Origin of the sequence: Streptomyces sp. ADMS, assembly GCF_033441795.1 — a bacterium.
GTDB lineage: Bacteria > Actinomycetota > Actinomycetes > Streptomycetales > Streptomycetaceae > Streptomyces.
Map to the genome: position 1 here is coordinate 1 of NZ_JAVFVX010000061.1, position 25921 is coordinate 25921.

27 protein-coding genes are annotated in these 25921 nt (G+C 70.2%); 13 read left to right on the top strand and 14 right to left on the bottom strand.

The genetic code is table 11. The annotated features are described in order from the left end of the window. Nucleotides 1–114: 114 nt before the first annotated feature. Nucleotides 115–1446 carry a D-alanyl-D-alanine carboxypeptidase gene (locus RB628_RS24755; protein ID WP_318322721.1) on the bottom strand — a complete coding sequence of 444 codons (1332 nt, stop codon included), beginning with the start codon at nucleotides 1444–1446 and terminating at the stop codon, nucleotides 115–117. A 115-nt stretch (nucleotides 1447–1561) separates the two neighbouring features. Here RB628_RS24755 and RB628_RS24760 point away from each other — a divergent pair, with 115 nt between their 5' ends. Next, entirely contained in the window at nucleotides 1562–1804 is a 243-nt protein-coding gene (locus tag RB628_RS24760) for an SCO4848 family membrane protein (RefSeq protein ID WP_239149644.1), read from the top strand. 16 nt (nucleotides 1805–1820) lie between these two features. Next, nucleotides 1821–3152 (top strand): metallophosphoesterase, encoded by a 1332-nt coding sequence (locus RB628_RS24765; RefSeq protein WP_318322722.1) that lies wholly within the window; start codon nucleotides 1821–1823, stop codon nucleotides 3150–3152. A gap of 523 nt (nucleotides 3153–3675) precedes the next feature. On the opposite strand, the gene RB628_RS24770 is transcribed toward RB628_RS24765, so the two are convergent. Both RB628_RS24770 and RB628_RS24775 read right to left on the bottom strand, forming a co-directional pair. Then, nucleotides 3676–5256, bottom strand: a complete 1581-nt coding sequence (locus tag RB628_RS24770) for a HAMP domain-containing sensor histidine kinase (protein ID WP_318322723.1) — start codon at nucleotides 5254–5256, stop codon at nucleotides 3676–3678. Continuing rightward, the gene (locus tag RB628_RS24775; RefSeq protein ID WP_318322724.1) at nucleotides 5253–5963 is read right to left on the bottom strand and encodes a response regulator transcription factor; all 711 of its coding nucleotides are present in this window, start codon (nucleotides 5961–5963) and stop codon (nucleotides 5253–5255) included. Before RB628_RS24775 ends, RB628_RS24770 begins: the two co-directional genes overlap by 4 nt. A 166-nt stretch (nucleotides 5964–6129) precedes the next feature. On the opposite strand from RB628_RS24775, the gene RB628_RS24780 reads away from it, so the two are divergent. After that, nucleotides 6130–8547, top strand: coding sequence for an MMPL family transporter (locus RB628_RS24780; RefSeq protein WP_318322760.1), 2418 nt, complete (start codon nucleotides 6130–6132; stop codon nucleotides 8545–8547). Nucleotides 8548–8552: 5 nt separating this feature from the next. Here the strand turns inward: RB628_RS24780 and RB628_RS24785 are convergent, their stop codons facing one another. The 3 genes from RB628_RS24785 to RB628_RS24795 are packed head-to-tail and all read right to left on the bottom strand — an operon-like array spanning nucleotide 8553 to nucleotide 10311. Next, a complete protein-coding gene (locus RB628_RS24785) occupies nucleotides 8553–9341 on the bottom strand; it encodes a TetR family transcriptional regulator (protein WP_412180718.1) in 789 nt (262 codons plus the stop codon). Nucleotides 9342–9361: 20 nt separating this feature from the next. Then, nucleotides 9362–9898: a thiol-disulfide oxidoreductase DCC family protein gene (locus RB628_RS24790; RefSeq protein ID WP_318322762.1), complete on the bottom strand. Its 537-nt coding sequence runs from the start codon at nucleotides 9896–9898 to the stop codon at nucleotides 9362–9364. Nucleotides 9899–9903: 5 nt separating this feature from the next. Further along, on the bottom strand, nucleotides 9904–10311 hold the full coding sequence (locus tag RB628_RS24795) for a hypothetical protein (RefSeq protein ID WP_318322725.1): 408 nt from the start codon (nucleotides 10309–10311) through the stop codon (nucleotides 9904–9906). A 225-nt stretch (nucleotides 10312–10536) separates the two neighbouring features. Here RB628_RS24795 and RB628_RS24800 point away from each other — a divergent pair, with 225 nt between their 5' ends. Further along, the gene (locus RB628_RS24800; protein ID WP_318322726.1) at nucleotides 10537–11154 is read left to right on the top strand and encodes a Uma2 family endonuclease; all 618 of its coding nucleotides are present in this window, start codon (nucleotides 10537–10539) and stop codon (nucleotides 11152–11154) included. Here the strand turns inward: RB628_RS24800 and RB628_RS24805 are convergent. From RB628_RS24805 to RB628_RS24835, 7 genes are all read right to left on the bottom strand, one after another. After that, the gene (locus RB628_RS24805) at nucleotides 11149–11556 is read right to left on the bottom strand and encodes a VOC family protein (RefSeq protein ID WP_318322727.1); all 408 of its coding nucleotides are present in this window, start codon (nucleotides 11554–11556) and stop codon (nucleotides 11149–11151) included. The two genes, RB628_RS24800 and RB628_RS24805, sit on opposite strands and share 6 nt — an antisense overlap. Before the next feature lie 82 nt (nucleotides 11557–11638). Further along, a complete protein-coding gene (locus RB628_RS24810) occupies nucleotides 11639–11767 on the bottom strand; it encodes a hypothetical protein (protein ID WP_318322728.1) in 129 nt (42 codons plus the stop codon). Between the two features lie 170 nt (nucleotides 11768–11937). Next, nucleotides 11938–12717, bottom strand: coding sequence for a succinate dehydrogenase iron-sulfur subunit (locus RB628_RS24815; RefSeq protein WP_318322729.1), 780 nt, complete (start codon nucleotides 12715–12717; stop codon nucleotides 11938–11940). Beyond that, nucleotides 12717–14471 carry a succinate dehydrogenase flavoprotein subunit gene (gene sdhA, locus RB628_RS24820; protein WP_318322730.1) on the bottom strand — a complete coding sequence of 585 codons (1755 nt, stop codon included), beginning with the start codon at nucleotides 14469–14471 and terminating at the stop codon, nucleotides 12717–12719. Before sdhA ends, RB628_RS24815 begins: the two co-directional genes overlap by 1 nt. 31 nt (nucleotides 14472–14502) lie before the next feature. After that, nucleotides 14503–14994 carry a succinate dehydrogenase hydrophobic membrane anchor subunit gene (locus RB628_RS24825; RefSeq protein WP_318322731.1) on the bottom strand — a complete coding sequence of 164 codons (492 nt, stop codon included), beginning with the start codon at nucleotides 14992–14994 and terminating at the stop codon, nucleotides 14503–14505. A gap of 5 nt (nucleotides 14995–14999) precedes the next feature. Then, nucleotides 15000–15380: a succinate dehydrogenase, cytochrome b556 subunit gene (sdhC, locus tag RB628_RS24830; RefSeq protein ID WP_318322732.1), complete on the bottom strand. Its 381-nt coding sequence runs from the start codon at nucleotides 15378–15380 to the stop codon at nucleotides 15000–15002. Nucleotides 15381–15608: 228 nt separating this feature from the next. After that, nucleotides 15609–16157 (bottom strand): 2-oxo-4-hydroxy-4-carboxy-5-ureidoimidazoline decarboxylase, encoded by a 549-nt coding sequence (locus tag RB628_RS24835; protein WP_318322733.1) that lies wholly within the window; start codon nucleotides 16155–16157, stop codon nucleotides 15609–15611. 369 nt (nucleotides 16158–16526) lie between these two features. Between RB628_RS24835 and RB628_RS24840 the strand changes: the two genes are divergently transcribed. From RB628_RS24840 to RB628_RS24875, 8 genes are all read left to right on the top strand, one after another. Further along, on the top strand, nucleotides 16527–18149 hold the full coding sequence (locus RB628_RS24840; protein ID WP_318322734.1) for a glycoside hydrolase family 20 protein: 1623 nt from the start codon (nucleotides 16527–16529) through the stop codon (nucleotides 18147–18149). 206 nt (nucleotides 18150–18355) lie between these two features. After that, nucleotides 18356–18886 carry a hypothetical protein gene (locus tag RB628_RS24845; RefSeq protein WP_318322763.1) on the top strand — a complete coding sequence of 177 codons (531 nt, stop codon included), beginning with the start codon at nucleotides 18356–18358 and terminating at the stop codon, nucleotides 18884–18886. A 76-nt stretch (nucleotides 18887–18962) separates the two neighbouring features. Next, nucleotides 18963–19550: a hypothetical protein gene (locus RB628_RS24850; protein ID WP_318322735.1), complete on the top strand. Its 588-nt coding sequence runs from the start codon at nucleotides 18963–18965 to the stop codon at nucleotides 19548–19550. Nucleotides 19551–19685: 135 nt separating this feature from the next. After that, nucleotides 19686–20096, top strand: a complete 411-nt coding sequence (locus RB628_RS24855; RefSeq protein WP_318322736.1) for a hypothetical protein — start codon at nucleotides 19686–19688, stop codon at nucleotides 20094–20096. A 108-nt stretch (nucleotides 20097–20204) separates the two neighbouring features. Beyond that, nucleotides 20205–20786, top strand: a complete 582-nt coding sequence (locus tag RB628_RS24860) for an RNA polymerase sigma factor (protein ID WP_318322737.1) — start codon at nucleotides 20205–20207, stop codon at nucleotides 20784–20786. After that, nucleotides 20783–20974: a hypothetical protein gene (locus RB628_RS24865; protein ID WP_318322738.1), complete on the top strand. Its 192-nt coding sequence runs from the start codon at nucleotides 20783–20785 to the stop codon at nucleotides 20972–20974. Before RB628_RS24860 ends, RB628_RS24865 begins: the two co-directional genes overlap by 4 nt. A gap of 267 nt (nucleotides 20975–21241) precedes the next feature. Further along, the gene (locus RB628_RS24870) at nucleotides 21242–21904 is read left to right on the top strand and encodes an RNA polymerase sigma factor (protein WP_318322739.1); all 663 of its coding nucleotides are present in this window, start codon (nucleotides 21242–21244) and stop codon (nucleotides 21902–21904) included. After that, nucleotides 21904–23031 (top strand): hypothetical protein, encoded by a 1128-nt coding sequence (locus RB628_RS24875; RefSeq protein ID WP_318322740.1) that lies wholly within the window; start codon nucleotides 21904–21906, stop codon nucleotides 23029–23031. Before RB628_RS24870 ends, RB628_RS24875 begins: the two co-directional genes overlap by 1 nt. A gap of 297 nt (nucleotides 23032–23328) precedes the next feature. Here RB628_RS24875 and RB628_RS24880 read toward each other — a convergent pair whose 3' ends face one another. Continuing rightward, nucleotides 23329–24183 carry a L,D-transpeptidase family protein gene (locus tag RB628_RS24880; protein ID WP_318322741.1) on the bottom strand — a complete coding sequence of 285 codons (855 nt, stop codon included), beginning with the start codon at nucleotides 24181–24183 and terminating at the stop codon, nucleotides 23329–23331. A gap of 147 nt (nucleotides 24184–24330) precedes the next feature. Here RB628_RS24880 and RB628_RS24885 point away from each other — a divergent pair, with 147 nt between their 5' ends. Next, nucleotides 24331–25911 (top strand): methylmalonyl-CoA mutase, encoded by a 1581-nt coding sequence (locus tag RB628_RS24885; RefSeq protein ID WP_318322742.1) that lies wholly within the window; start codon nucleotides 24331–24333, stop codon nucleotides 25909–25911. Nucleotides 25912–25921 lie beyond the last annotated feature (10 nt).

The following is a 25921-nucleotide window of genomic DNA, read 5'->3' on the forward strand; positions in this document are numbered from 1 at the left end:
GGCCCGTTCAGGGCCGTAGGGGGTCTGGGGGCAGCGCCCCCAGGTACGGGATGGGTCGGGTAGGGGCGGCGGGGGCGAGAACAACCCCGGACCCACCCCCACCCCCACCCCGACTCACCGCCGCCGCCGCACCAGCTCCGGCAGCGGCCACCGCCGGTTGATCAGAAACGCGCCCCCCGCCAACAGCACCAGCACACCACCCGTGATCCCCAGCGCGACGCCGATCCCGCCATCGCCCGACCCGGACTCGCCCAACGCGTTCGCGACCGGCGACGCGGAAGCGCCGCCCTCGCCGGAACCCTCGCCCGAGCCGCCGTCCGACGTCCCGCCCCCCGCCTCTCCGGAGTCGGTCGCGGCGTCGGTCGAACCCGGCTGGGCGCTTGACCCCGCCGCGCCCTTGGGCGCGACCAGCTCGCCCACCGGCTGCACCTTTCCGGCAGCCCGGAAGCCCCAGTCGAGCAGCCGGGCGGTCTCCTTGTAGACCTCGTTGTGCTCGTTCTTCTCCGGGTTCATGACCGTGACCAGCAGCACCTTGCCGCCCTGCTCGGCGACCCCCGTGAAGGTCGCGCCCGCGTTGGTGGTGTTGCCGTTCTTCACACCCGCGATGCCCGGGTACACGGAGACGTCCGAGTCGCCGGCGAGCAGCCGGTTGGTGTTCTGGATCTCGAAGGTTCCGCGAACCGTCTTGCCCTGCTTGTCCTTCTTCGTCTCGCCCGGGAACTTGGCCGTCACGGTCGAGCAGTACTCGCGGAAGTCCTTCTTCTGCAGCCCGGAGCGTGCGAACAGCGTCAGGTCGTACGCCGACGACACCTGCCGCCGCTCGTCGTAGCCATCGGGGCTCACCACGTTCGTGTCGAGGGCCTGGAGTTCCTCCGCGTGCTCGTTCATCTCCTTGACCGTGGCCTCGACGCCACCGTTCATATGGGACAGCACGTGCACCGCGTCGTTGCCGGAGCGCATGAAGACGCCGAGCCACAGGTCGTGGACCGTGTACGTCTCCTTCTCCTTGATACCGACCATGCTGGAGCCGGAGCCGATGTCCGCCAGCTCGGCGGACGTGACCTCGTGCTTCATCGTCTTGGGGAACTTCGGCAGCACGGTGTCGGCGAACAGCATCTTCAGCGTGCTCGCCGGGGGCAGCCGCCAGTGGGCGTTGTGCGCGGCGAGGACGTCACCGGACTCGGCGTCCGAGACGATCCACGAGCGGGCGGTGATGTCCTTGGGGATCACCGGCACACCGTCGGAGAGGTTCACCTGGGTCCCGGCCAGCCCGAGGCGTTCCCCGCCCACGGTCGACATGTTCGCCGGGGGAGTGGCCGACGGCGTGGCGCTCGGCGACGGCTTGGGGGCCGCGAACGCCGGTACGGGCACGGTCAGCGCGGCGGACAAGATGGTGGCGGAAGCGACCAGCAAGGATCGCTCGACGGCTTTTTTCGAGGCGGGCACGATCGAGAACGTACATGTACTGGCCCGCGAAGTCGTACCGCCCCCAGGCCGAACGCTCGCACCGCCCTCCCCACCCCGGCCACGGGGCCCGGTGCCGGACAGCGATACTGAACCCATGAAGCTCAGCCGCCCCGTGTCCTGGTTCCTGCTCGCCTTCGGGGTGTGGAGCTGGGTCATCTGGGTCACTTTCATCAAGAATCTGGTCAAGGACGGCAGCGGACTCGCGTTCGACGACGCGGGCACCCCGACGGCGTACTTCTGGGTGCATCTGGTGCTCGCGGTCGTCTCCTTCGTATTGGGGACGATCGTCGGGGGCATCGGGTTGCGCGGACTGCGCGCTTTGCGCCAGACCTCATAACAGGGGACACACCCGCATGGTCATCGTTTTCCTGCTCGCCGCGGTCACCGCTCTTGTCGGACTGCACTGGTACGTCTGGCGCCGCCTGGTGCGCGACACGACCGCCGGTCCCGGCCGCGCCCGCCGTATCGGCACGGCGGTGTTCGTCGCCCTGCCCGTCCTGATGGTCGCGGCCTTCGTCGCGGAGCGCGGCGGCGCGCCCTTCTGGCTCCAGCGCACGCTGGCCTGGCCGGGCTTCCTGTGGCTGGCCCTGTTCATCTACCTGGGGCTGGGCCTGATCGCGGGGGAAGCCGTACGGCCCCTGCTGAGCCGGTTCCTGGAACGGCGCAGGCCGGCCGAGACCCCCGCGGCGCCCGTACCGCTCCGGAAGGCGGAAACCGTACCGGCGGGGGCAGCCGAGGCCGTGGAACCCGCGACGGCGGCGCCTGACACCCCGGACGTTCCCCAGTCCCCGGACTCCTCGAACTCTCCGAACTCTCCGAGCGCCCCGGGCACCCCCGACTCCCCCCGCCTCCTCGCCGCCCCCTCCCGGCGCCTGTTCGTCTCCCGTGTCGTGGCCGGCGCCGCGGCCGCGGCCGCGGTAGGGACCGTCGGATACGGCACGTACGGCGTCGTACGCGGGCCCCGCGTCAAGCGGGTCACCGTGCCGCTGGCCAAACTCCCGCGCGGCGCCCACGGGTTCAGGATCGCCGTCGTCAGCGACATCCACCTCGGGCCCGTCCTCGGCCGGGGTTTCGCGCAGAAGGTCGTCGACACGATCAACTCCACCCAGCCCGATCTGATCGCGGTCGTCGGCGACCTGGTCGACGGCAGTGTGAAGGACCTCGGCCCGGCCGCCGCCCCCCTCGCCCAACTCCGGGCGCGCCACGGGGCGTTCTTCGTGACCGGGAACCACGAGTACTTCTCCGGTGCCGAGGAGTGGGTCGAGGAGGTACGGCGGCTCGGTCTGCGCCCGCTGGAGAACGCGCGCGTCGAACTGCCCGCCTTCGACCTCGCCGGGGTCAACGACATCGCCGGTGAGAGCGAGGGCCAGGGCCCCGACTTCGCCAAGGCGCTCGGCGACCGGGACACCTCACGGGCGAGCGTGCTGCTGGCCCACCAGCCGGTGCAGATCCACGACGCCGTGGAGCACGGCGTCGACCTCCAGCTCTCCGGGCACACCCACGGCGGCCAGCTGTGGCCCGGCACCTTCATCGCGGACCTCGCCAACCCCACCCTCGCGGGCCTGGAGCAGTACGGGGACACGCAGTTGTACGTCACCCGCGGCGCCGGCGCCTGGGGCCCGCCCACGCGGGTGGGGGCGCCGTCGGACATCACCGTGGTGGAACTGGCGTCCGCACAGGCTTGATCACCGTCAGTGTTCACGACGAATCGACAAAGAATCCCGACCGGAGGAACGTCTTCCGACGGTCCGTCAATTCACTCCGCGTCAGCGAGAGTCGGCAACAGGGGTATGGCTGCTATCGCCGCATGGATCGCATACGGGTCGGGGGGAACCCTGGTGGCGGCCGGGCTTCTGGCGGCAGCGAGATACGCCACGGGTGAAGCCGTCGCGGCGTATCTCGGTAAGCTCCTGAGCTGGTATCCGAGAAGAGGTACGAAAATCGTGAAGCCGTGTGTCGCGGCGATACCGGCGTACGCCTGGCATCAATAGATCGCCGCAAGGGGGACGTGTTCGGCGGTCACTGTTCAGGTCCCTCCCTGATCGGCGGAGCTGCTGGGATGCCGCTCTGTGAAGCCGAGATGGATGCCTGCCGCGTATCCGTTCCCTGTGACGCGGAAAGCATTCCGAACAACCAGCGGGGCTCCCGTGCGATGGCGTGCCGGCAACACCGTCAGCACAACGAACGGGAGCCCCGCTGCGAGTTGCCTCACGGACACACCACCCGCTCCGGAAACGTCACAGTGACCGCCAGCCCCTCGCCCCGCGAGGTTCGCACCGCCACCTCCCCACCGTGCGCCCGCACAATCCCCTGCACGATCGCCAGCCCCAGCCCGCTCCCCAGCCCGCTCCCCGCCCCGCCCCCCGCCCGGAAGAACCGGTCGAAGATACGCGCCGCGTCCTCCGGGGCCAGCCCGGGCCCCTCGTCGGCGACACACAGCCGTACGACACCGCCCACGCGCTCCACCCCCAGCCGCACCGGCACATCCGCGGGCGTATGGGTGCGGACGTTGGCCACCAGATTGCCCAGCACCTGCCTGAGCCCGGCCTCGTCGGCCCGCACCAGGATCGCCCCGTCGGCGGCCACGCTGATCGGCCGCTCCGGTTCCTGGACCCGCAGATCCTGCGCCGCGTCCCGTACCAGACGGCTCAGGTCGACGTTCCGCAGCCGAAGTTCGGGCCGCTGGTCGAGACGGGCCAGGGTCAGCAACTCGTCCACCAGGCGGCCCATGCGGTCGGCCTCGCCGTTCATCCGGTCCCAGGCGCGCCGGCGCTCCTGCGGGTCGGTCAGCATGCCCTTGTCGTACAGCTGGAGGTAGCCGCGTATCGCGGACAGCGGGGTGCGCAGTTCGTGCGAGGCGTCGGCGACGAAGCGGCGCAGCTGGGCCGCACTGCGCTCACGGGTGCGGTGGGCCGACTCGACCTGGTGGAGCATGGTGTTGAGGGCGACCCGAAGCTGTTCGACCTCAAGGGTGGCCTCGCGGCTGGACGGGACGCGCCGGGTGAGATCGCCCTCGGCGATGGCCGTCGACGTCTCGACCATGTCCTCCAGGGGCGCCATGCGGCGGCTCACGCTGATCATCGTGAGCACGGCGAGCAGCGCGAGCAGCAGCGTCCCGACGGCCAGATCGAGCTTCAGCGCCTTGCCGAGGACGTCGTGCAGGGCGTCCGTCGAGGTGGCCAGGAGCACGGTCGTGCCGTCGGAGAGGTGGGCGGCTGTGACGCGGTAGGGGGCGTCCCGCACCCGGATGTCGTGGGGTTCGTCGTCGCGGGCGAGGGCGGCCGGGTCGGAGACGACGGCGGCGAGGGCACGCTGGTCGGCGGTGGGCGCGAACCCGGCGACGGTCACGGCCCGTTCGTTCTCGCCGAGGACCACGAAGATGCCGTCGGACACGAAGGCGTCGGCGTTCGAGACGTCGGCGTTCGACACGTCGGTGTCCGCGGAGCCGGACCCCGCTGAACCGCCGCCGCTGTCACCGGAGGTGTGCCGGTACCTGTCGGTGAGGGCGGCTAACGCGGTCAGCGAATCGATCTGCTCCAGCGTGACCCGGGAGCCGCCGATCGAGTCGCGGGCGCTCATCAGCTGGCTGTCGACGCTGTCCAGCAGATACAGCCGCATACCCATCACGCTCACACCGCTCGCGACGACGATGCCGAGGGCGAGCAGCGCGACATTGGCCAGCGTGAGCTTGGCACGCAGGGAGTGGATCCCGCGTTTGCAGTGGAAGGTACGGTCCCATCCCGCACCGAAGACGCGCCCCCATCCCACCCCGATCCGCAGGAGACTCATGCCAGCCCGTATCCGACACCGCGCCGGGTGGTGATCACGGGCGGTCCCAGCGCGTCGAGCTTGCGCCGCAGATAGCTGATGTACGTCTCGACGACGGTCGATTCCTGAGGCGTGTGCTCGTACTGCCAGACGTGCCGCAGAAGTTGCTCCTTGGGCACGATCCGGCCGCCGTTGCGCACCAGGAACCGCAACAGCGCGAACTCCGTGGGGGTCAGCTCGACGGTGCCGCCCGCGCGGTGCACGCTGTACGTCGACTCGTCGAGCTCCAGGTCGCCGTACCGCAGCGGAGGCCGCTGGGGCAGCACGTCGACGGACCGCGTCCGCCGCAGTACGGCGGTGATGCGAGCCACCACCTCGTCGATGTTGAACGGCTTGGTGATGTAGTCGTCGCCGAAGCCGAGGGCGCCGACGATCTCGGTCGGCGCGTCCCGCGCGGTCAGGAAGACGAGGGCCAACTCGGGCCTGCGGTCGCGCAGTTCACGCCCGAGGGCCCGTCCGTCACCGTCCGGGAGCATGATGTCGAGCAGCGCGACGTCCGGGCGGGTGCGCCCGGCGAGCGTGAGCGCCTCGCGGACGGTGCCCGCGACCATCACCTCGAAGCGGTGGTAGCGCAGGGCGATGGCGAGGACGTCCGCGATGCTCGGTTCGTCCTCCACCACCAGCACGGTGCCGGTGCCGGTGCCTGTCCCTGTGCCCGAAGCCGTCATGCCCCCAGTATCGGCGGGGCCACCGACAGCGGACCCTGTTCGTGCTTTGGAGTTCCTTGAGAGTCATGGCCGGTCGGTGTCCATGCCCGCGTCGGCCCCCAATCCTGTTGCCAGGACCTGGGGGACCAACCAACCTGACGAACAAGGGGTGTTCAGCGTGGCGGCATTGGCACGGTGGTGCTATCGGCACCGGCTGGTGGTCCTGTTGATGTGGGTGGGGGCCGTGTTCGGGCTGGGCTTCGCGGGCTCCGCCGCGGGCACGGACTACGCGAACAGCTTCTCCCTCCCGAACACGGACTCCACGCGTGCGTACGACCTGATGGAGAAGGCTTTCCCACAGACCTCGGGCGACACCGACACGGTGGTGTGGAAGGTCGACGAGGGCACGGTGCGGGACGAGTCCGTACGGTCCCGGATCGAACCGCAGCTCGCGGAGATAGGGAAGATGGCGGGGGTCGGCGAGGTCACCAGCCCGTACGCCGCCGCCGGCGCCGCCCAGATCAGCGAGAACGGGCGGATCGCCTACGCCCAGATCACCTTCACCGAGCAGGCGAACGCGGTGCCCAAGGAGACCGTCGAGGACGTCGTCGACACGGCGCAGGCTGCCGAACGCGACGGACTCCAGGTCGAGTTGGGCGGCCAGGCCATCACCAGGACCCAGGAACCGCCCACCGGAATCGCCGAGATGGTGGGCATCCTGGCCGCGGCGGTCGTCCTGTTCCTCGCCTTCGGCTCACTCTTCGCGATGCTGTTGCCGCTCGTCGTCGCGATCGCCGCCCTCGGCACCGGTCTGATGGCCACCTCACTGCTCAGCCATGTCACCGACGTCCCCGAAGTCGCCCCACTGCTCGGCTCGTTGATCGGCCTGGGCGTCGGCATCGACTACGCCCTGTTCATCGTCACCCGGCACCGCCGGGGCATCCTGCGCGGCATGAAGCCCGAGGAGTCGACGGTTACGGCCCTCAACACCTCCGGCCGCGCGGTGCTGTTCGCCGGCGGCACGGTGTGCATCGCGCTCGCCGGAATGCTGGTGATGAACATGCGCTTCCTGGACGGCGTGGTCATCGCGACCTCCCTCACGGTCGTCCTGAGCGTGCTCGCCGCGACCACCCTCCTCCCGGCGCTCCTCGGCTTCCTCGGCATGCGCGTCCTCAGCCGCAAGCAGCGCCGCCGGCTGGCCGCGACTGGTCCGGAACCGGACGAGGCGAGCGGCCTCGCGGCGCGCTGGTCGTCGTACGTCGAAAGGCGCCCGCGCTCGACGGCGGCACTGGCGCTGCTGGCGATGCTGATCCTCGCGCTCCCCGTCCTGTCCATCCGCCTCGGCGCGACCGACCAGGGCAACCACCAGGAGTCGACGACCACCCGCCAGGCGTACGACCTGCTGGCGGAGGGCTTCGGCCCCGGCTTCAACGGCCCGCTCCAGGTGGTGGTGGCCGAGGGCGACGCCGACACGCTCGTCTCGACGATCCGTACGACGGAGGGCGTGGCGCAGGCAGCGGCGGCGCCCCCGTCCCAGGGCATCACCGTGATCCAGGTGGTCCCGACGACGTCACCCCAGTCGGAGCAGACGGACCAGCTGATCGACCGCCTGCGGGACGAAATCATCCCTGCCTCCGGGACCGAGGCCCATGTGGGCGGGGTGACGGCGGTCTTCAAGGACTTCGCGGCGGTGACGGGCGACCGTCTGCCGTACTTCGTGGCGGCGATCATCTCCCTGGGCTTCCTGCTCCTGATGGTGGCGTTCCGCTCCCTCGTTGTCCCGCTCACGGCCGCGCTGATGAACCTGATCGCGGCGGCGGCCTCCTTCGGCGTACTGGTCGCGATCTTCCAGTGGGGCTGGGGCACGGAACTGCTGGGCATCGGCAAGGAGGGCCCGATCACGGCGTTCCTCCCCGTCATCATGCTGTCCCTCCTCTTCGGCCTCTCGATGGACTACCAGGTGTTCCTGGTGAGCCGGATGCACGAGGAATGGGTGCACACCAGGGACAACGCGCGGGCGGTCCGCGTAGGCCTGGCGGAGACAAGCCGGGTCATCAACTGCGCGGCCCTGATCATGATCTGCGTCTTCTCGGCGTTCGTCCTGAGCGGCGACATGGAGGGCGCGATGGCGGGCATCGGCCTCGCGGCGGCGGTGGCGCTGGACGCGTTCATCCTCCGTACGGCCCTGGTGCCGGCCGCGATGCACCTGCTCGGCAACTCCAACTGGTGGCTGCCGGCGGGCCTGGAGAAGCGCCTGCCGCATCTGGCCGTGGAACCGAAGGAGGACCCGGAGACGGAGGAGCCGGCCGGGCCGGCGGGCGGCGCGTCGGTGGTCCACGGTTTCGTGCGTGACGCGGAGGGCGCGCCGGTCGAGGGCGCGGCGGTGACCCTTCTGACCAAGGGCGGACGCCAACTGGACCGGGTCACCTCACTGGCGGACGGCTCGTACATCGTCTCCGTCCCGGCACCGGGCGCGTATCTGCTGGCGGCGACGGCGGCCTCGTACGGCTCCTGGGCACAGCACGTGACGGTGGAGGACGGCCCGCTGGTGTACGACGTGGCGCTGACGGAGGTGTCCGAGGAGGGGGCGGACGCGGTGAACTGACGCGACTACTCCGGCGCGCCCGGAGCGCCCTTCCCGTCCTGTTTCTCCTGGCCGGGAAGGGCGTTGGTCATCCCCGGCAGGAAGTCGCCGAACAGGTCGTGCACCTCGCGGACGAGCGGGCGCAGCACCCGGAAGCGGGACAGGGCCACCCCGCGCGCGGTGAGGCGGGCGCCGCGCCCGGCGAGCCGGTAGGTGCGCTCACGGCCCTCCGTGCGGTCGTAGATCCAGTACATGACCATGCCCATCTGGGACAGCCACATCAACTCGGGCAGTACGTCGCGGAGTTCCTCCGGAACCTTGGCCTTCGACCCGGCAAGGACCTCCCTGTGCACCTCGATGGCCTGCACGCGCGCGTGCTCCGACTCGGGGGAGAAGGGGCTGAGCGGGCTGTTCGGATCGGCGGCGGTCTTGAAGAACTGCACGGCGAACTCGTGATAGGGAGCGGCCACATCGAGCCAGGCCCGGTGCACCCCGGCAAGCCGGGCTTCCAAGTCGGTCTCCCGGTCCAGGACTTCCCTCGCGGCCACCTGGTACTCGCGGGCGAGCTGGTCGTAGAAGCCCTGGATCAGGTGCTCCTTGCCGGCGAAGTAGTAGTAGGCGTTGCCGACGGAGACCCCGGCCTCCTGAGCGATGGCCCGCATGGTCGTCCGGTCGTACCCGCGCTCCCTGAACAGCCGCATGGCCGTCTCCAGGATCAGCGCTCGGGTCTGCTCGCTCTTGGCGGGAGTGCGTGAGGAGGGTTCGGCGGACCCGGGCGACCCGGGAGGCTGGGGGCTGTCTTTCGCTGCTGACACGGAAGGGAGCCTAACCAGTGCTAACCAGTGGAGCACACGCCGCTGTCACAGCCGGATGGGGTGTGAGTCCACCCGAGGCCGGGATCGTACGACCATCCGTCGGCCCGCCGGTACACCGGGCGGCCACCCGTGGCGGCGCCCCACTGGTGCCCGCGCCACCTGGCGGCGGCGAGCACGGCCCCCTTGGCGAGCCGGGCCCCGGCCGGGGTGGCGAACCGACGGGCGAGCGGCCGGTACTCACGCAACGCCCACAGCACGACGACCCAGGCACCGGTGCCGCGGTAGACCTGTCCGCCGTCCCCGACGACGGTGATGTCGTCGAGGGTGGCGGCGTGATCGAGGCCGGGGAAGAGCCCCCGCGCCTGCTCGGACCCCGCCGGAACCAGGTCCAGCGGCACCAACTGCGATTGCCGTACGAGCCAGCCGCGCACGAAGGTGCACAGGGCACAGCCGGCGTCGTACAGGACGGTGAGCCGGCGGACCGGGACGCCCCCCGTGGCATCCCGGTCCGCGCGGGCGGTGGTGTCCCCCGACCCCACCGCGTCCAGGTGGCTCATCGTGGTCACGCCCTGGCCGTGGGGGCGACCCAGCCCTGCGGCGCGACGGGCGGCACCTGCTCCCGCTCCATGACACCCCGCCGACGGATCCTGCTGAGGACGAACACGTTGGCGAGGTGCATGACACCGAGGACGAGCAGCACGACACCGAGCTTGGTGGAGAGGGCCTCGAAGACCTCCCGGGTGCTGCCGATGTCCCCGTCACCGCTCAGGTAGAGGGCGACGAACCCGAGGTTGACGAGATAGAAGCCGACGACGAGCAGATGGTTGACGGCATCGGCGAGCTTCTCGTTCCCGCGCAGTACATCGGCGAGAAACACCCGCCCGTTGCTGCTGAGGGTCCGCGCGACCCAGACGGTCAGCGCGACGCTGACCAGCAGGTAGATGACGTATGCGACGACTGTGAGGTCCATGTCTTCGTCCTTGTCCCCGAGGTCCTTGAATGACTTGAACGCGTTCAAAAATGCTTACGAGGGAGACTGTAGACCTGTTTTTGAACACGTTCAAGTGGCGTTCGATGTGATCCGAACGAGTCGAGCAAATGTTCCGCGAGTGGGTACCTCGTTCAGGTGGCGCCGTGGCGGTCGGTGCTGGGTACGCTGAGCGAACAGGCGAGACTCCGTCGCATGGGAGCACTGATGAGCGCCGTATCCGAGGATGGACTCGACGATGAGCCGGCGTACCGCTGGCCGATCCCGCCCGCTGAGGGCTGGACCGCGGACGACCTCGACCGGATTCCGGGCCTCCCGCCGCACACGGAGTTGATCGACGGGAGTCTTGTCTTCATGAGTGCCCAGACCCGGTTTCACAGTCGCACGATGCGGCTGTTGGACAACGCCTTGCTGGCTCAGGCGCCGGCGCATCTGGACGTCGACCGGGAGATGGCGGTCAGGCTGGACCAGAAGAATCGGCCGGAGCCGGACATCGTGGTTTTTCCGACGGAGGCGGTTACTGGTCCGAGCCAGACCTGGTATGAGCCGGAGGGCATCGTCCTTGCCGTTGAGGTTGTCTCGGCCGACTCCCGTGAACGCGACCGCGAGGTCAAGCCCCGCAAGTACGCGGCGGCCGGGGTGGCACACTTCTGGCGGGTCGAGCAGGACGGAGACAAGGGTCTCCCGGTCGTCTACGTCTACGAACTCGACCCGGCCACCAAGGTCTACGCCCTCACCGGCATCTTCCACGACCGCCTGAAGGTGCCCGTGCCCTTCGAGATCGACATCGACCTGACGGCGATCAATCGCCGCCCGGGTTCATGACCGCGCGAGTTCCGGCCGCTTCCTGTAGTCCGTGAACCCGATGACGTTGCCCCACGGATCGGCGATCTCGACGGTCCAGCCCGTGGCCACGGAGAGCGGGGCGTCGAGCGGGGTGATGCCGGCCGTGGCCAGGGCGCGGGCAGCCGCCTTGGCGTCCGGTACCTCCAGCCAGATCCTGGGCGAGGCCCACGGGGGCGGCCGGTGACCGAGCGCCTCCTCGACGCGCAGCAGCAGGCCCGGGGTCTCGGGGCCGACCCTCAGTACGGCGATCCCGGCCCCGTCGACCCGGGCGGTGACTCCGAACCCGGCGCGCTCGTAGAAGGCGACCGCCTCGGCGAGGTCGCCTACGGGCAGCAGCACGTTGTCGAAACCGAGCAGTTCGTACGACTCATCATCTGACATACCGTCAGGTTAAGGGGATGGTCGGCGAAATCCTTGGAGGCCGGAGGCCGAAGCTTGACGGCGGATGCGGTGATCGGCGTGATCAGGGAGTCCGCTTCGTCTGGCCGGCGTCGAGGATGGCAGCCACGTCGAGGGTGACCTTGGCGCCCAGCGTGGCCGCCGTGGCTGCGGCGGCCGACAGTGCTGCGATCGATTTCCTCAGGATGGTCATGTGCCCAGTCTGTAACGGGAGTTGACCATGTTCCTAGTGGTACTGGTGGGTATTTGAGCGCGTGGGTGGCCGGCGATCGCCGCGTGGCCGAAACGCCTGGTGGCCGTGCTTCTGTCGTTGCAGAAGCACGGCCACCGGAGGTCATCGAGAGACCAGTCGGATCACCCGGATCAGAACCGCCGAGTGATCAGCGCCCTCTTCACTTCCTGGATCGCCTTCGTGACCTCGATCCCCCGAGGACACGCGTCCGTGCAGTTGAACGTCGTCCGGCAGCGCCACACACCGTCCCGGTCGTTCAGGATCTCCAGGCGCTGCTCGCCCGCCTCGTCACGCGAATCGAAGATGAACCGATGCGCGTTGACGATCGCGGCCGGGCCGAAGTACTGGCCGTCGTTCCAGAACACCGGGCACGACGACGTGCACGCCGCGCACAGGATGCACTTGGTCGTGTCGTCGAACCGTTCCCGGTCCTCCGCCGTCTGGAAGCGCTCGCGCGTCGGCTCGTTCGTGTCCTTCGTGATGAGGAAGGGCATCACGTCGCGGTACGCCTGGAAGAACGGCTCCATGTCGACGACCAGGTCCTTGAGGACCGTCAGGCCCTTTATGGGCTCGACCGTGATCGGCTTGGCGGGGTTGATGTCCTTGATCAGGGTCTTGCAGGCAAGGCGGTTCTTGCCGTTGATCCGCATGGCGTCCGAGCCGCAGATGCCGTGCGCGCAGGAGCGACGGAACGTCAGCGTACCGTCCTGGTCCCACTTGATCTTGTGGAGGGCGTCGAGGACGCGTTCCTTGGGGTCGATCTCCAGCTGGAAGTCTTCCCAGACCGCCTCGGCCGCTACCTCCGGGTTGAAGCGGCGGATGCGGAAGGTGGCCGTGATGTACGGGGAGTCGGCGAAGCCGGGCTCGGGCTCGCCGGCCGCGTCCGCCTTGTCCAGAACAGGGGTTGCCATCAGTACTTACGCTCCATCGGCTGGTAGCGGGTCTGGACGACCGGCTTGTAGTCGAGACGGATGGACTCGGCGCCGTCGTCACCCACCTCGCGGTACGCCATGGTGTGGCGCATGAAGTTGACGTCGTCGCGGTTCGGGTAGTCCTCGCGGTAGTGACCGCCGCGCGACTCCTTGCGGGCGAGCGCGGAGACCGCCATGACCTCGGCCAGATCGAGCAGGTTGCCCAGCTCGACGGCCTCCAGCAGGTCCGTGTTGAACCGCTTGCCCTTGTCCTGGATCGAGACGTTGCGGTAGCGCTCGCGGAGTTCCGCGATCTTCTCCACCGCCGTCTTGATCGTCTGCTCGGTACGGAACACCATGACGTTCGCGTCCATGGTTTCCTGGAGCTCGCGGCGCAGTTCCGCCACCCGCTCGGTACCCGTGGACTCGCGCAGGTGCTCCACCTGGGAGATCACCAGCTCCGCCGGGTTCTCGGGGAGTTCTACGTAGTCGGCCTTCTGGCTGTACTCCGCCGCCGCGATACCGGCCCGCTTCCCGAACACGTTGATGTCCAGAAGGCTGTTCGTGCCGAGGCGGTTGGCGCCGTGCACGGACACACACGCGACCTCGCCGGCGGCGTACAGGCCGGGCACCACGGTCGTGTTGTCGCGGAGCACCTCACCCTCGACGTTCGTCGGGATGCCGCCCATCGCGTAGTGCGCGGTGGGCTGGATCGGGATCGGGTCGGTGTACGGCTCGATGCCCAGGTAGGTGCGCGCGAACTCGGTGATGTCGGGCAGCTTGGCGTCCAGCTGCTCCGGCGGGAGGTGGGTGAGGTCGAGGTAGACGTGGTCGCCCTCGGGACCGCAGCCGCGTCCCTCGCGGATCTCCGTGTAGATGGACCGGGACACGACGTCTCGCGACGCGAGGTCCTTCATCACCGGCGCGTACTTCTCCATGAAGCGCTCGCCGTCCTTGTTGCGGAGGATGCCGCCCTCACCGCGGGCGCCCTCCGTCAGCAGGATGCCCATGCGCCAGATGCCGGTCGGGTGGAACTGGAAGAACTCCATGTCCTCCAGCGGCAGCCCGCGACGGTAGACCGCCGCCTGGCCGTCACCCGTCAGCGTGTGCGCGTTCGACGTCACCTTGAAGAACTTGCCGCAGCCGCCGGACGCGTAGATCACGGCCTTCGCCTGGAAGACGTGGATCTCACCGGTCGCCAGTTCGTAGGCGACCACGCCGGCCGACCGCTTCACACCGTCGATCTCGACGATCAGCTGGTCGAGGACGTAGAACTCGTTGAAGAACTCGACGCCCTCCTTCACACAGTTCTGGTACAGCGTCTGGAGGATCATGTGACCGGTGCGGTCGGCCGCGTAGCAGGAGCGGCGGACGGGCGCCTCACCGTGATTGCGGGAGTGACCGCCGAAACGGCGCTGGTCGATCGTGCCGTTGGGCGTCCGGTTGAACGGCAGGCCCATCTTCTCCAGGTCGAGGACCGAGTCGATGGCCTCCTTCGCCAGGATCTCGGCGGCGTCCTGGTCGACCAGGTAGTCACCGCCCTTGATCGTGTCGAAGGTGTGCCACTCCCAGTTGTCCTCCTCCACGTTGGCGAGCGCGGCGGCCATACCGCCCTGCGCGGCGCCCGTGTGGGACCTGGTCGGGTAGAGCTTCGTCAGTACGGCGGTACGGCTGCGCTTCGTCGACTCGATGGCGGCGCGCATGCCGGCGCCGCCCGCGCCGACGATGACGGTGTCGTACTTGTGGATCTTCATCAGGATTTCCTCAGTCCCTCAGCACCGTGGCCTAGCGGATGTTCGGGTCGAAGGTGAAGATCACCAGCGTGCCCAGCAGGATCGTGAACACGGTGGCGGTGTAGAGCAGGCCCTTGAGCCACAGCCGGGTGTTCGCGCGCTCCGCGTAGTCGTTGATGATGGTGCGCAGGCCGTTGGCGCCGTGCAGCATGGCCAGCCACAGCATCAGCAGGTCCCAGACCTGCCAGAACGGGGAGGCCCAGCGGCCGGCCACGAAGGCGAAGCCGATCTTGGAGACGCCGCCGTCCAGTACCAGCTGGATGAGGAGGTGGCCCAGGACCAGCACGACCAGCACGATGCCGGACAGCCGCATGAACAGCCAGCCGTACATCTCGAAGTTGCCCCGGGTGGACTTGGGGGACTTCTTCGTGCGCTTGCGCGGGGCCTCGATCAGGGGCGCCGGGTTGTCGGCGTCGTAACCCGAGAACGTGCCCGAGCCCTCGACGGGGCCGATGCCCGAGGCGGTGGATTCAGTCGTCGCCATGTGCGTCAGCTCCCGAACAGTTCACGAGCGGCGTGGCCGAGGACGGGGTAGATCGCCCCGATCATCAGTACGACCCACAGGCCGACGACGGTCCACAGCATCTGCTTCTGGTAGCGGGGGCCCTTCGACCAGAAGTCGACGGCGACGACGCGGAGACCGTTGAGCGCGTGGAAGAGGATGGCGGCGACGAGGCCGTACTCCAGCACGGCGACGATCGGCGTCTTGTATGTGGCCACGACATTGTCGTATGCCTCGGGGGAGACACGGACGAGAGCGGTGTCCAGGACGTGTACGAACAGGAAGAAGAAGATGAGGACGCCGGTGACTCGATGAGCCACCCAGGACCACATTCCTTCCCGGCCGCGGTACAGCGTTCCAGCCGGCACGGAAAACCCTCCGGGAGCGGGGATCGGGGCCGCGCCGCCATCTTCTACTAATTAAGTACAGCGGTGTCGGACGGGCCCGGCCGGGTACGGTCCACCGGCCCTCGCCATCGTAGCGACGTGTTGTCGGAACGCTTACAGCGGGCCTACCGATGTGATCAAACTGGCTTCTTACGGGCTACTGGGTGCGGCTACTGGGGCGGGGCCTGCGGTCTGCCTGCCGGGTGCGGGTCAGCTGTTGCTGGTCGCGCCCCGCGGCGGAGCCGCGAAATGCTGCAGCCCCGCGCCCCCGAGGAACTCCGCCAGCCGTCCCTTCGCCAGGCGCCGCAGCTCCTCCGCCGCCACGGCGCGCTCCTCCTCCGGATCGTTCGTCAACCGTGACCGGATGCCTGTCAGGACCTGGTTGAGGGCCTCGTCCGGGGAGGTGCGCTCGACGCAGATGACGAACACGTGGCCGAATCGGCTCTCGTACGCCGCATGCGCGGCCCCCAGTGCCGTGTGGGCCGCCGCGTACACCCCGTCCGGCAGTGCGGGCAGCGCTTCGGCGGCCAGGGCCTCGGCGAGGTCGCCCGGGGTCAGGTCGTACGCCGCCTCGTCCGCCGCGGCGAGCAGGGAGTCCAGGTCGGGATAGGGGCGGTGGTCGGCGAGACGGCGGGCCCAGCGGAGACTGCGCAGGCAGGTGAGGAGCGCGCGCTCGATGTCCTCGGCGGGATCGGTGTTGAACTGTGTCAGGCTCGGCGGCGTAGGAGAGGGGGACTCGGTGCGCGTCTGTGCCGGCATGGCGAGCCGGCCGGTGAGGTGGGGAAGACGGTGCGCGGACAGCGTGAGTCCTCGGCGTTCTGGCGTTGGTGTGTGGGATGTGTGTGAGAAGTGCCGCTCGCATGTCGAGAGCGGTCAGGTTATCGAGAAGCGGTCAGGAGCTGTCCGACGGGCGCCTGAATTTCACCCGAACGGGAGAGTTTCGGAACGTACCGTGGACTGTCCCGGCGGTACGGAGTCGTAGGTTCGGAGGGGGCGATCCAGGAGGTGCATGGCAATGCGGGCGATACGTGAAACTCGGGCTGGTGGGAACCGGTGACCGGGCGGAGGCGTCGGGCTCCTGAGCGGAAACGGGCTCTGGAGCGGAAGACGTACGGACAGGGGTCCAGGTTGCTTCTCGGGACCGGTGTTCTCGTCGCCGCCGGTGCCGTGGGAGTGAGCGTCGCCCTCTGGCCGGTCGGCGACAGCGGCACCGGCGGCAACACCGCGTCGAGCTCGGCGCGCTCCTCGGACGGGTCCGGAGCCGCCGCGTCCCGCGCCCCTTCCTCCGCCGCGCCCTCGCCGTCCCCCGCCCGCGTCTACCCCCTCTCCAAGACGCCCCGCACCATCCCGGCCGTACGCGAGCACACACCCGCCCGGGGTCCGGGCTGGCGCCCCGCCTCGGCGGCCCGGGTGGTCGTCGGCGCCGGCGCTCTCGCCGACGAGGGGAAGCTGCTCGCCGGTGAGCTGAAGATGACGTACGGCGGGACGGCCGCCCCTCGTGCCGGGGACGTCCAGCTCAAGCTGGACCCGGGGCAGGCGGCGCGCGGCCCCGAGTCCTACACCCTCACCGTGAGGAGCGGCCGGGTCACCGTCGCCGCCCCCGCCGAAGCCGGCGTCTTCTACGGCACCCGCACCCTCAAGCAGGAGGTAGCCGACGGGAGCACCGCCCCCGAGGGTGTCGTGCGCGACCGGCCCGCCAAGGCGCAGCGCGGGCTGATGCTGGACATCGCCCGCAAGCACTTCACGGCGGCCTGGATCGAGGCCCGCATCCGTGAGCTGGGCGACCTCAAGTTCAACGAGCTGGGCCTGCACTTCTCCGACGACCAGGGATTCCGGATCGCCTCCGACACGCACCCGGAGGTCGTCTCCAAGGACCGCCTCACCAAGGCCGAGGTCCGCCGCATCCTCGCCCTCGCAGCGAGCCGGCACATCACCGTCGTGCCCGAGATCGACTCCCCGGGCCATCTGGGCGCGGTCCTCGCCGCCCACCCGGACCTCCAGCTGACCAACGCGCAGGGCACGCCGGCCCGCGGGGCGATCGACATCTCCAAGCCCGGGGCCGCGAAGATCGTCGACGACCTGCTCAACGAGTACGCCGACCTCTTCCCGGGCTCGTCCTGGCACCTGGGCGGCGACGAGTACCGGGCCCTGACGGTCTCCAGCCCGGCGACCTCGTACCCCCAGCTCGCCGCCGCGGCCAGGGAGAAGTACGGGTCGGGCGCCGGTGTCTCCGACCTCGCGACGGGCTGGCTCAACGACCGGGCCGCCACCGTCCGGGCCCACAACCGGACGGCCGTGCGCGCCTGGAACGACGGCTTCTACCAGTCGGGTTCGGTCCAGCCGGCCAAGGACATCCAGGTCGCCTACTGGACCGGCAAGGAGATCGGCGCCCGGCAGCCGACCGGCTATCTGAGCGCGGGCCGCAAGGTCGTCAACTACAACGATGAGTACCTCTACTACGTGCTCGGGCAGCCGAACACCTTCGTCTATCCCACCGGCGAGCGGATCTACCGGCAGTGGACCCCGCGGGTGCTGCGCGGCAGTACGGCCGTGTCCTCGGCGTACGACGGGCAGATACTCGGCGGGGTCTTCGCCGTCTGGTGCGACCTCGCCGGATCGCAGACGCAGAACCAGGTGGCCGCCGGCATACGGATGCCGCTGCGGGCGACCGTCCAGAAACTGTGGGACCCCCGGGCCCAGCCGCCCCTGTCCTGGACCGAGTTCAGGAAGCTGGCGGACAGGCTGGGCTGAAACGGGCTGGACGCAGGGCCCGCGCGAACCATGGGTTCCGCGCGGGTAGTACACGTATTCGTATGCCGGGCGTGCCCCTGGGGAGGGGGCGCGCCCGGCTTATTGCCGGGGGAGCCTGGTCGTCAGATCGCTGGCCAACTCCCTTGTCTCTGTGGTGTATTCGGCGCGGGCAGTGCGAGCGGAACCGGAACGCCAGGGGGATGGCATTGGGTTACTGGGGCTACTTGATCGTGGGCCGGAGCGAGCAGCCGCTCTCCGAGACCGATGCCCTGCGTGCGGTGCGCGACGGGCTGACCCCGCGCGAACGGCGGGACGACGGCTGGCAGGTGTGGGAGTACCCGAGCGGCGACGGTGACATCGGCAGCATGAACACCCTCGCCCTGGAGACCGGCGCGCCCGCCCTCTTCGGGTACGTCATGGACAGCCACTGTGTGGTGCTGGAGGCGGCGGCGCCCGAGAGCGGGGCCTGGACCACGTGTCTGGCGCGCGACGCCATGGCCGGATACCTGGGCGCCGGGCAGGGTGAGAGCGAGGGTGAGGAGGACGGCGGGCTCACGCTGGACGACTACTTTTTGGAACCCGGCGACGCGGCCGCACGCGCGGTCGGCTGGGCCGCGGAGGCCGGCCACAGGGTGAACACCGAGCCGCTCCTCGACGTACTGACCTCGGAGCCCGATCCGTTGGCCGAAAACCTGTTCTTCAGGTTCCTCGACCGACTCGGTGTTCTACCACTGTGACGCTCCGGGTACGTTGCACGCAGTAAGGGAAAGCACGGGCTCCGTAAGGGATGGCGCCCTGGCGAGGGGAGCGTGCATGAGCCTGGTGGAACTGATCGCTGGGGCCGACGAGCGCGGCCTGACAGCCAGCGGGCTGGCCTGTTTGGATCGGTGCGTGTCCCTCCTGGGCGGCGACGACGACATCCTGCGCCCCCTGTGGGCCAGCCTCGCCGACGGCAGTGACGCGGAGGAATGGGCGACCCGGCTGGAACAGGCCCGGGTCAAGCTCGGCACCGAGGACGACGCCGTCGAGCCCGACACCGCCCCCGTGGCCTCCGCAGAGGGCGAGGCCACCCTCCTCGCCCGCCGGATGCTCGCCGCCGCGCCCGCCGACCGGTCCGCCGGAGTGCGCGAGTGGGCCGACGCCTGCTCCGTCGCCGCGCTCCGCATCCACCGGCTGCTGGACGCCTCCGCCGCCGGCGCGTCCTCGGTCGACTCCCACCGCGCAGGCCGTACGGAGGGCATGTCGCCCCTCGTCGCGGCCGAGCTGCGGCGCCAGACCAGGGTCCTGGAACTGCTCGCCGAGCACGGCTCCGGCGGGCTGCGGCAGGCGCTGGCGGTGTCGACGGAGGGACGGCGCGTACTGCGCGCGGTGGTGTCGAGGCGGGCACGCGGACGGGCCTGACCCCCTCCAGAACCGGGTGGGCCCTGTGGCTGTCCTGTGGTCGTCCTGCGATGGACGTGGGGTGGTCCCGCACCGATCCAGGTCAGTCGCCGAAATGGGGTGACACCAGCCGCCACCTGGACGCTTTGCTGGTATGTGAATGCATATCGAGCACCAGAACGAGCCGTACGGGCGACACGTCCGCAGGCCGCCACGAAACCCGTGCGATGGGCCGCCGACACCGTGGCGACGATGCGCGAGGGCGCGCGGCTGCGCCTCGACTACTCCACCCAGAGTCTGTGGCGCGTCGACCGGATGATCGAGGAGCTGCGCAGGGAACAGACGCCGTACGCCGCCGTGGAGTCGGTGCTGCGCGGCTTCGGGGCGTACGCGGGCGAGGTGATCGTGCGCCAGACCTGGGGCGCCGCGGAGTGGCTGGAGGCGGGCGGCGGGCACTGGATCCGTACGGCCGACGGACGGGTGTGGGACCCGGTCGACGAGGCCCGCCGCTGTTTCGCCGGCCATGGCTCGCTGCGGCTGCTGTGCCGGGACGCGACGGCGGGCTGAGCCGACCCTGAGCTGTGACATTTCCGCGCCGAGCGACGCAGATTCCCATGGGGACGGGAGTCGAACCCGCACTCGAACTCGCTACGCCGGTACGGACGAGGACAGCGCTTGGGCCAGGGACGACGGGAACCCCATCGCGTACAGGTGTACGACGAGGAACTGGGCGATGCCGTGGCGCGGGCCCAGGACGGTGACGAGGCCGCCTTCGCCGTCGCGTACCGGCTCGTGCAGCCCGGACTCCTCGGCTATCTGCGCGGAATCGTCGGCGACGAGGCGGAGGACGTGGCGTCCGACGCCTGGCTGGAGATCGCCCGCGACCTGGGCCGCTTCAAGGGCGACGGCGCCGGTTTCCGCGGCTGGACGGCGACCATCGCCCGCCACCGCGCCCTCGACCTGCTGCGCCGCAGACGGGTACGGCCCCAGGGGGCGGCGCTCGAACAGGACGTACTGGAGCTGCCGGGCCCGCACAGTACCCTCGACCAGGCCCTGGAGACCCTGTCCACGGAGTACGCCCTCGGGCTCATCGCCGGGCTCCCGCGCGACCAGGCCGAGGCGGTCCTCCTGCGCGTGGTCGTCGGCCTCGACGCCTCCGCCGCCGCCCGCGTCCTCGGCAAACGCCCCGGCGCGGTGCGGACGGCCGCTCACCGGGGCCTGAAGCGCCTCGCCCGGCAACTGGGGGATCCGACATGAACGGCGACGACATGACAGGCGCGCGACTGGAGCGGCTGCTGGCGGGCGCTCTGCGCGAGGGCGTCGGGGGAGACGGCGGCGAGGGGGCCGGCGCCGGTGAGCGGGAGGCCGTCACCGAGTTCCTGCTGGCCCGGGACACCGGCGCGCACAAGGTGGCACGTACCCGGCGCCGGGACGACTGGCGGTGACCAGCGGTTTCGTACCCGCCGATGGCAACGGCCGGAGCCGCCACCCCCCACAGGAGAGGCCCCGGCCGTCGCGCGGCACGGGCCGCGCGGCGGCCCGTATCTCCTACAGCGCCGCGCGCGCTCTTTCTGTCACACCATCACCGCATCACGAGTTCGTTGCACGTTGGACGGACATGGACGAGGAGCGGTTTCACGCCGTAACGTGCCTTTCGCTACAGGCTGCCGACGACAGGCAACTGCATCCACTGAGGTCTTGAGGTGTGCTCGGTGCAGGGGGACGACGCGGAGCTGACCACCGCGGTGCTTGCGGCACAGGCCGGGGACGAGACCGCGTTCCGGACTGTGTACCGCGCGGTGCACCCACGGCTGCTCGGGTACGTACGGACGCTGGTCGGCGATCCGGACGCCGAGGACGTGACGTCCGAGGCCTGGCTGCAGATCGCCCGTGACCTGGACCGGTTCAGCGGGGACGCGGACCGCTTCCGGGGCTGGGCCGCGCGGATCGCCCGCAACCGCGCCCTCGATCACATACGGATGCGTGGGCGCCGCCCGGCCATAGGCGGCGACGAGACCGAGTTGTCCGGCCGGCCCGCCGACTCCGACACGGCGGGCGAGGCCATGGAGTCGCTGGCCACCGACAGCACGCTCTCCCTGATCGCCCGGTTGCCGCAGGACCAGGCCGAGGCCGTCGTCCTGCGTGTGGTCGTCGGTCTCGACGCCAAGACCGCCGCCGAGACCCTCGGCAAGCGCCCCGGAGCCGTCCGCACGGCGGCGCACCGCGGTCTGAGAAGGCTCGCGGAGTTGCTCGGGGAGGACTCGGACGCCACCGGCGCGCTCGACGCGCTGCCCTCCCAACGGGAACCGCACGGACGTGCGGTGACGTCGGCCGGTGTGACGCATATGCGTTCGCGGACGCAGAAGGACATGTGATGGCCGACGACGACCGGTACAGGTGGCTGGACCGCGCTGCGGCAGAGCGTTTGCTGAGCGGGGAGTCACCGGAGGCCTTACTGGCGTCCGCGGGCCCCGAAGCCCGCGACCAGGCCGAGCGGCTCGCCAAGACCCTGGACTCACTCTCCGTGAACACCCCGCCGGGCAGCGCCGAACTCCCCGGCGAGGCCGCCGCGTTGGCCGCCTTCCGCAAGGTCCGCCGGGCCACGGACACTGCTCCCGTGACCGGCACGGGTCCGGACATGGGCCTCGTAAGGGTGGGAGGGTCCGGGCGTTCCGGCGCCTCTTCCCGAGGCGTCCGCCCGGCCCGCTGGGGCCGCCCGCTGCGCCTCGGGCTCAGTGCCGCGCTGGCCGCCGGCATGGCCGGCTCGGTCGCGGTGGCCGCCGGCGCCGGAGTCCTGCCGAACCCGTTCCGCGGGGACGAGCCCGGCCGCCCCGCCGCGACCGTGTCGGCCGCCGAGTCCCGTGACCCCATGCAGGCCTCGCCGTCGCCGGACGGCGCCCGGGGCGGGACCGTCCCGTCCCTCAGGCCCGACAGCACGACGGGGGGCTCCGCCGACACGGGCTCCTCCGGGCGAGCGGAGCCCCAGGAGGGCACGACCGGCGGGGAACGGGGTTCCCGTTCCGAGATGAGCCTGCCCGGGGACTGGCGCAGCGGACTCGCCTTGTCCTGCCGCGACATGCGCAGCGGCAAGAAGTTGGAGGCGGAGCGCAGACGGGCCCTGGAGAAGGCGGCCAAGGGTTCCGCGAGGGTGCCGCAGTACTGCGAGGCCGCCCTGAGGAACGACCCGGCCGTCCGCCCGAACGCCGACACCGGCACGGGGACGGACACCGGGGCGGGCAGGGGAGACACCGGCGCAGAGGGCGAGGGCGGCCAGAGCGGCGCCGGTGACACCGGCGGCAACGGCAACGGGAACAGCGGCGGTAACGGGAACAGCGGCGGTAACGGGAACAGGAACGGCGGGGGTCACGGAAGCCGCGCCGCGGCGAAGCCGACGCCCGAACCGACGACCTTCGCCGCGCTCAAGGCGGACGACCCGCAGAACCAACCGGCGCAGGACCCCGACCCGACGTACGGTGTCCTGCCGCTTCCGACGGCCCCCTGAGCCCCGCAAGCCCCAGGACACACCCCCACCCCACCCCACCCCACTGCACCCCACCGCGCCGTGATCGACCGCCGCGCACCGCTCCGACCTGCGCAGACGCGCGACGGTGACGTTCCCGCGTGCCGGGTGTGACACTTTCGGCGGCGCCGACGCAGTAGACAGTGAGCCGACTGGTCATCGGTTCCTCGCACAGAGCCGGGGTTCCCCCCGTACCTACGGCTCGTGCACCTGGCGCGGGCGGGACACGTTCCCCCGGTCCCGTCCGCGCCCCAGATCACATCCTCCGCCGCTGCCGGCTCACCAGTGGACGACGACCTTGTCGCCGTTGCTCACCTCGGCGAAGATCGCGGCGATCGCCGTCTCGTCCCGGACGTTCACACAGCCGTGCGAGGCGCCGCCGTAGCCGCGGGCCGCGAAGTCCGAGGAGTAGTGGACCGCCTGGCCGCCGCTGAAGAACATCGCGTAGGGCATGGGGGAGTCGTAGAGCGTCGACACATGGTGCCGTGACTTCCAGTAGACGCTGAAGACACCTTCCCTGGTCGGCGTGTACTGGCTGCCGAACCGCACGGCCACCGTCGAGACGGTCCGGCCGTCGATCATCCAGCGCAGCGTCCGGCTCGTCTTGCTGATGCACAGCACCCGGCCCGTGAGGCAGCGCGGGTCGGGATAGGCGGCCGGCTGCCCGCCCATCAGGAACAGCTCCCACTGCCCGGGTTCGCGCGTCATCCGCAGCAGCCGCTGCCAGGTGACGGTGTCGGTCTTCCCGGTGCGCGGCAGCCCGCGCTTGCCCTGGAAGCCCTTGACGGCGGTCTCCGTCAGATCGTCGTACGACCCGGTCGGCCCGTCGTAGAGCCAGGCGACCTGGCGCAGCCGGGCCTGGAGTTCGCGCACGTCCCGCCCGCTGTCACCGCGCGACCAGAGAACGGGCGGCGGAGGCGAAGGGGCGGGAGTCGCCTTCTTCGGGGCCGGCGCCGGAGTGGCCGTGGCGCCGGGTTTGTCGTCGGAGGGCGGGTGCGAAACCTGGATCCGTACGGGCGACCGCGCTCCGGCGTCGTCCGTGCCGGCGGGCTGCACCGTACAGCCGCCCACGGCGAGAGCCGTGAGAACGGCGAGGGCGGAAACGACCGCACCTCCGGAAACTGGCTTTCCCATGCCCGCAGTACGCAAGCCGGACCCCCCGAAGCTCATCGGATGTACCCCCATCCGTCCGTCCCGTCCATGTTCCCCGCACATGACCGGTGACGAACTACGCGGCATTGTTGTGTGCGGCGACTGGCAAGCTACGCGGAGGGACACACCATGGCGCGTGAGTCCGAGTCGGGACTACCCATCGAACCGGTGTACAGCCCCGGCTCGCTCGCGGGGTGGGACCCGGCGGAGAAGCTGGGCGAGCCGGGCGCGTACCCCTTCACCCGGGGTGTGTACCCCTCCATGTACACGGGCCGCCCCTGGACGATGCGCCAGTACGCCGGTTTCGGCACCGCCGTGGAGTCGAACGCGCGCTACCGGCAGCTGATCGCCAACGGCACGACGGGACTGTCCGTCGCCTTCGACCTGCCGACCCAGATGGGCCACGACAGCGACGCCGCGATCGCGCACGGCGAGGTCGGCAAGGTGGGCGTGGCGATCGACTCGGTCGACGACATGAAGGTGCTGTTCGACGCAATCCCGCTGGACACGGTGTCGACGTCGATGACGATCAACGCGCCGGCGGCTCTTCTGCTCCTGATGTACCAGCTGGTGGCCGAGGAACAGGGCGTCCCGGCCGCCCGGCTGACGGGGACGGTCCAGAACGACGTACTGAAGGAGTACATCGCGCGGGGAACGTACATCTTCCCGCCGAAACCCTCCCTGCGCCTGACCGCGGACATCTTCAGGTACTGCGGGGCCGAGATCCCGAAGTGGAACACGATCTCGATCTCCGGCTACCACATGGCGGAGGCGGGTGCGAGTCCCGCGCAGGAGATCGCGTTCACGCTCACGGACGGCATCGAGTACGTCCGCACGGCGGTCGCGGCGGGCATGGGCGTCGATGATTTCGCCCCGCGCCTCTCCTTCTTCTTCGTGGCCCGGACGACGATCCTGGAGGAGGTCGCCAAGTTCCGCGCCGCAAGGCGTATCTGGGCCCGGGTGATGAGGGACGAGTTCGGCGCGCAAAACCCGAAGTCGCTGATGCTGCGCTTCCACACCCAGACGGCGGGCGTGCAGCTGACGGCTCAGCAGCCCGAGGTGAACCTGGTCCGGGTGGCGGTCCAGGGCCTCGCGGCGGTGCTCGGCGGCACCCAGTCCCTGCACACGAACAGCTTCGACGAGGCGATCGCGCTCCCCACGGACAAGAGCGCCCGCCTCGCCCTGCGCACCCAGCAGGTCCTCGCCTACGAGACGGACGTGACGGCGACGGTGGACCCCTTCGCGGGCTCGTACGTCGTCGAGAGGCTGACGGACGACGTGGAGGCGGCGGCGGTCGCCCTGATGAGGCGGGTCGAGGACCTCGGCGGCGCGGTGGCCGCGATCGAGCAGGGCTTCCAGAAGAGCGAGATCGAGCACAACGCGTACCGCATCGCCCAGGAGACGGACGCCGCCGAGCGGGTCGTGGTCGGCGTGAACCGCTTCCGGCTCGACGAGGAGGAACCGTACGAGCCCCTCCGCGTCGACCCGGCCATCGAGGCCCAGCAGGCGGAACGGCTCACGAAACTCCGGGCGGGGCGGGACCAGACGGCGGTCGACGCCGCGTTGGCCGCCCTGAAGGAGGCGGCGGAGGGCACGGCCAACGTCCTGTACCCGATGAAGGACGCGCTGCGGGCGCGGGCGACGGTGGGGGAGGTGTGCGGGGCACTGCGGGGAGTCTGGGGGGTTTATGTGCCCTCCGATACCTTCTGAGCTGCGCGAT